Genomic DNA, 4,629 nt, shown 5'->3' on the forward strand with positions numbered 1-4,629 from the left:
AAGCGCAAGCTCCTCGAAAAGCAGAAAGAAGGCAAGAAGAGAATGAAGAGCATCGGCTCGGTGGAAGTGCCGCAGAAGGCGTTCCTCGCCGTGCTTTCGCTCAGCGACGATTCCAACAACAGCGGCGACTAGTTCCAGGAATTCCAGATGGCAAGCCTCAAGCACACGGTAAAGATACTGCAAAGGAAGAACTCGAAATCGCACGTGTTCTTCCTTGTCGTGCTACTCGTGATGGCCTTTGCGTTAGCCCTCTCGGTACGCTACTACGTCGTGGAACCCATCCGCATGGTGAACGCCTCCATGGCGCCGCGCCACAAGGAAAATTCCACCATCTGGATTTGCAAGCTGCCACAGTGCATCGACAATGTCCGCAAGAACGAAACCGTATGGGCGGAACTCCGCAACCAAGAAACGCTCGTGCGCAAGATTATCGCCATGCCGGGCGACACGCTCAAGGTTTCTGACAAAGGAAGGGTCGTCTCCGGCAAGCTCAAGTTCCGCTGGAAGGGCGAAATCGCCTTCATCGAAAGCCGCGACATATATGTCCCCAAGGCGGGAGACACGCTCTATTGGGACAAACTGAACGACGTAGAGCAGGACTACGCCATTTCGATAATGCACGAACAGGGAATCCCGTTCAGCATCAAGACCACGCTTTGGCAGGGCGACCGCGAAATCAACGTGGAACATATCGGTTCCACCAAGCTCGGCAACCGCCAGGTGAGCCTGCAAGAAATCGACCTGCTCCCGTGGCAGGACCGTATCCTCATCGAGCTGCAGATAAGGCAGAGCGAACCCGGCAACGCGCCCATCAAAATCAAGCGCGAGCTTTTCGACAGCGACTCCAGCCGTATCGAAAAGATTGCCGTACAGGAGGACTGCTACTTTCTCGCCTGCGAACGCGGCGGCCACTGCGTCGATTCACGCGAGACCGGTTTCTTTACCAAAAGCCGCCTGCTAGGCCGCTACATGCCCCTGCCCGACAAGGTCAAGGCATCCGTCATGCGCCATGTGGGCAAATTTATCGTCCCGAAGAAGAAAAAACAAAACCAAGACGGCCAGAACCGCTCTTGATAAATTCGTCCATGTAGTTCTTGGCTATCTGGCAGGCCTCGGGAAGGGACTTGCCAAGCGCGATATTCGCGAGAATGGCGCTGCTCAGATTGCAGCCCGTGCCGTGCTTGCCTTCACCGGGAATACGCGGGGAGCTGAACTTATACTGCCTGCCGTCATTGCACCAGAGCGTATCGACCGATTCGGGGCCGGAATTGTGCCCGCCCTTCAGCAGTACCGCGAAATCCTTGCCGAGTTCAATCTCGTCGCGCGAGGCGGCCAGGCCGAGACCGAGGTAGGTGAATTCCTCCTGGTTCGGAGTCACGAGGTCGATCTGCTTCATCACCGGCAAAAAGTCGTCCTGTTCGGCATCCCGCATAAAGTGGAAGCCCGCACTCGCCTTGGCGATGGGATCCCAGATGATATAGGCGTCCGGGGATTTCTCGCGCACGTATTCCACGATACGCTTGAGAATCTTGGCCTTTTCGACAAGGCCTATTTTCACGTACTTGAAGGTATGTTTCTTGAAAAGGATTTCGAGCTGGGCCGCGATGCGTTCCCAGATGACCCAGCCGGGAGAATCGAACTCGTCTTCGTTCTGTATCGTCAGGGACGTGCAGACAGACTGCGCATATACGCCGAAATGCGCCATGGTCTTGACGTCGGCCAATATTCCCGCACCGGCACTGCCGTCGAAACCGGCAATAGTAAGAGCTAGATTCAGTTCCCCGTTCATAGAATCCACATCCTCTAAATCCAGAAACACATTTAGCTTAAAATATATAAATGCATGCCCGAAAGGGCATTTTTTTTGCAAAATTTTAGATAAGCGTTACAGATAAAAGACCAGGAGCCCGCCCGCGACGGCGCAAATCAGCAATACCGCCGGGATAATCGGCCTGCGCATGGCGCTGGAGCCCAAAATGAACACGAGCGCGCCCTTGGTGACCGTATTCGCGATGCTCGCGAGCAGCAGCGAAAGCACGAGTTCGCGGTTCTCGAGAGTCGCCTTGACGCTCATGTCGATAAGCGAAAAAGCCACGGCGTCCATCTCGGCGGCACCGCCCAGGAAACTGCACGCCAGAAGCGCCCCGGAACCGAGGTACACGCGCACGGCGTTCGCGATGAACATGACCGCGGTAAAAACGAGGCCGAACTTGATGGCGGGCAACAGCCGGAACGGATTGCTGAAATTGGAGCTTTTCTCGGTATGGTCGCGCCCCGCCCTGATCTTGAGAATCAGCGCATAGCCCAACGTCGGGATTACAGGGACCAGCAGCGGCACGGCAAGCACCGAGGCAAGCTTCGGTTCCAGGAAAATGCAGATAAGGTAAAGGCGCGCGAACATCACCGCCCAGCTGAGCACGATGCTCATGGTAAAATCATTGGCGTAGCTTTCGTTTTCCTTGCTGCGGGCCGCCATGTTGAGCGTGAGCGCCGTACTGCTCGCGAGGCCGCCAAAGAGTCCCGTGAGCCATATTCCCTTGCCCGGGCCGATAATCTTGATGAGCACGTAGCTTACAAAGCCTATGCCGCTGATGAACACCACGAAAAGCCAGATGGTATGCGGGTTAAGCACCTCGATTCCAGGAGGGCCGAAGGCGCGGTTCGGCAAGAAGGGCAGCACCATCAGCGATATCACGGCGAACTTTACCGTGGCAATGATGTCTTCGGTAGAAATCTTGTTCGCAAAATCGTGGAGAGGTTTCTTGGCATTGAGCAGCAGGAGCAGCACGACCATGCCCACGCACGCTTCGAGCAGGCGGCCGTACCACGAGAGCGCCCCGAGCAGGTACACCACGAGTACAGCGAGACTCGTCGTGATGCCGTCGCTACCGACAGCGGGCTGGCCGTCTTGCGGCCTGTGGGCAATAGCGAAGGATATATGCGAAGCGACTAGCAGCAGGCCTATCACCACGAAACCCGTCACGAAGGGAGCGGGGCCACCCATAAGGCCCGAAAGCATCGACGTCACGGCACCCGCGAGACCCACGAGCGTAAACGAGCGGACACCGGCCGGATGCCTGTCCGACTGGTCCGAATACGTATGCTCGCGCTGCAGGCCAATGATGAGGCCAATGCCTATCGCGGCCGCCAAGCGGTAGAAAAGATTGATATCCAACATATTTTTAATCTATACTAAAAAGAAGTCCCCGACAAAATGCGGGGAAAGCAAAAGGTATTCCAAGTTGTAGGATTTGTAGAGTGGTTAGGCCGTCAGGCCGTAAACAGTGGTTAGTGAAATTGTTGCGGGTGGGAGTCATCCTTGGCCTGTCATCCTCCGAAGGAGGAGCCATCACTTTTATACCTTCGCTAGTCCAACCCGCCGAGGATCCATCAATCATCAATTATCAATCATCAATCATCAATCATCAATTAATCTCTCTCCCAGACTTCGTACGTTGTCGGGAAGTCGTTCTTCTCGTCGGCTTCGAAACGTTCCTCGCTCACCTTGCGCCAGCCCTCGCCCCATTCCGGGAAGAACACGTCGCCTTCTACGTCGGCAAGCACGCGCGTCACGTACAACTTTTTCACGAGCGGCATCGCGTCGCGGTATACGGCGGCGCCGCCTATGATGAAGCATTCCGTCTCGCCGGCGGCGCGGGCCTTGTCCAAGGCCTGTTCGAGGCTGCCGCACACGGTGCAGCCCGGCGCCTCGAACGCCGTATTCCGCGTGAGCACGTAGTTCGTGCGGTTCGGCAGCGGGCGTCCGATGTCGTCGTAGTTCTTTCGGCCAAGCACTATGGAATGCCCGGTCGTGATGGCCTTGAAACGCTTGAGGTCGGCAGACAGGTGCCACGGCAGGTGGCCATCACGTCCGATGACGTTGTTCCTAGAAATTGCGACAATTGCAGAAATAAGCACAGGCGCCTCCGGCGCAGGTTAATTATGAATTAGGAATTATGAATTCGGAATTGAAATGATCGCGGCATAGCCGCCTAATTAAATAATTCCTAATTCCGAAATCCGAATTATCAATCATCCATCATCAATCATCAATTATCAATTAGACCGCAATCGGCGCCTTGATCGTCGGCCACGGGTCGTAATCCACGAGCTCGAAATCCTCGAACTTGAAATCGAAAAGATCCTTCACGTCAGGGTTCACCTTCATGGTCGGCAGCTTGCGCGGTTCGCGGGAAAGCTGTTCGCGGGCCTGGTCAAAGTGGTTGCTGTACAGGTGCAAGTCACCGAAGGTATGCACGAACTCGCCCGGCTCGTAATCGCACACCTGCGCCAGCATCAGCGTCAGGAGCGAATACGACGCGATGTTGAAAGGTACGCCGAGGAACATGTCGGCGCTGCGCTGGTAGAGCTGGCAGCTGAGCTTGCGCTTGCCAGAGGCTCCTACCCCGCCCACGTAGAACTGGAACAGGCAGTGGCAAGGCGGCAAGGCCATCTTGTCGACCTCGGCCACGTTCCAGGCGCACACCAGGTGGCGGCGTGAATCGGGATTATTCTTGAGGCTGTTGATGAGGTTCTGAATCTGGTCGATGTGCCCGCCATCCGGAGTCGGCCAGCTGCGCCACTGGTGGCCGTACACCGGGCCAAGGTCGCCGTTCTCGTCGGCCCATT

The 4,629-nt window shown here is 56.1% G+C and carries 6 protein-coding genes; 2 read left to right on the forward strand and 4 right to left on the reverse strand.

All coding sequences use genetic code 11. The features are described from left to right. Positions 1-132 (forward strand): hypothetical protein (locus B3M32_RS00840; RefSeq protein WP_290742479.1); only part of this gene is annotated, 132 nt, incomplete at its 5' end. 15 nt (positions 133-147) lie between these two features. Beyond that, positions 148-1,074 (forward strand): S26 family signal peptidase, encoded by a 927-nt coding sequence (locus B3M32_RS00845; RefSeq protein WP_290742464.1) that lies wholly within the window; start codon positions 148-150, stop codon positions 1,072-1,074. Here the strand turns inward: B3M32_RS00845 and B3M32_RS00850 are convergent. The 4 genes from B3M32_RS00850 to thyA all read right to left on the reverse strand — a co-directional run. Continuing rightward, positions 1,022-1,819 carry a hydroxymethylpyrimidine/phosphomethylpyrimidine kinase gene (locus tag B3M32_RS00850; protein ID WP_290742467.1) on the reverse strand — a complete coding sequence of 266 codons (798 nt, stop codon included), beginning with the start codon at positions 1,817-1,819 and terminating at the stop codon, positions 1,022-1,024. The two genes, B3M32_RS00845 and B3M32_RS00850, sit on opposite strands and share 53 nt — an antisense overlap. 66 nt (positions 1,820-1,885) lie before the next feature. After that, a complete protein-coding gene (locus B3M32_RS00855; protein ID WP_290742470.1) occupies positions 1,886-3,178 on the reverse strand; it encodes an MgtC/SapB family protein in 1,293 nt (430 codons plus the stop codon). 251 nt (positions 3,179-3,429) lie between these two features. After that, positions 3,430-3,918 (reverse strand): dihydrofolate reductase, encoded by a 489-nt coding sequence (locus tag B3M32_RS00860; RefSeq protein ID WP_290742473.1) that lies wholly within the window; start codon positions 3,916-3,918, stop codon positions 3,430-3,432. A 142-nt stretch (positions 3,919-4,060) separates the two neighbouring features. Further along, a partial coding sequence (gene thyA / locus B3M32_RS00865) for a thymidylate synthase (protein WP_290742476.1) occupies positions 4,061-4,629 on the reverse strand: 569 nt, incomplete at its 5' end.

The sequence above is a fragment of the Fibrobacter sp. UBA4309 genome, from assembly GCF_002395745.1.
Lineage (GTDB): Bacteria > Fibrobacterota > Fibrobacteria > Fibrobacterales > Fibrobacteraceae > Fibrobacter.

Coding starts and splice junctions, on each gene's coding strand:
- B3M32_RS00845 (WP_290742464.1), top strand. CDS start 148: ATGGCAAGCCTCAAGCACACGGTAAAGATACTGCAAAGGAAGAACTCG.
- B3M32_RS00855 (WP_290742470.1), bottom strand. CDS start 3,178: ATGTTGGATATCAATCTTTTCTACCGCTTGGCGGCCGCGATAGGCATT.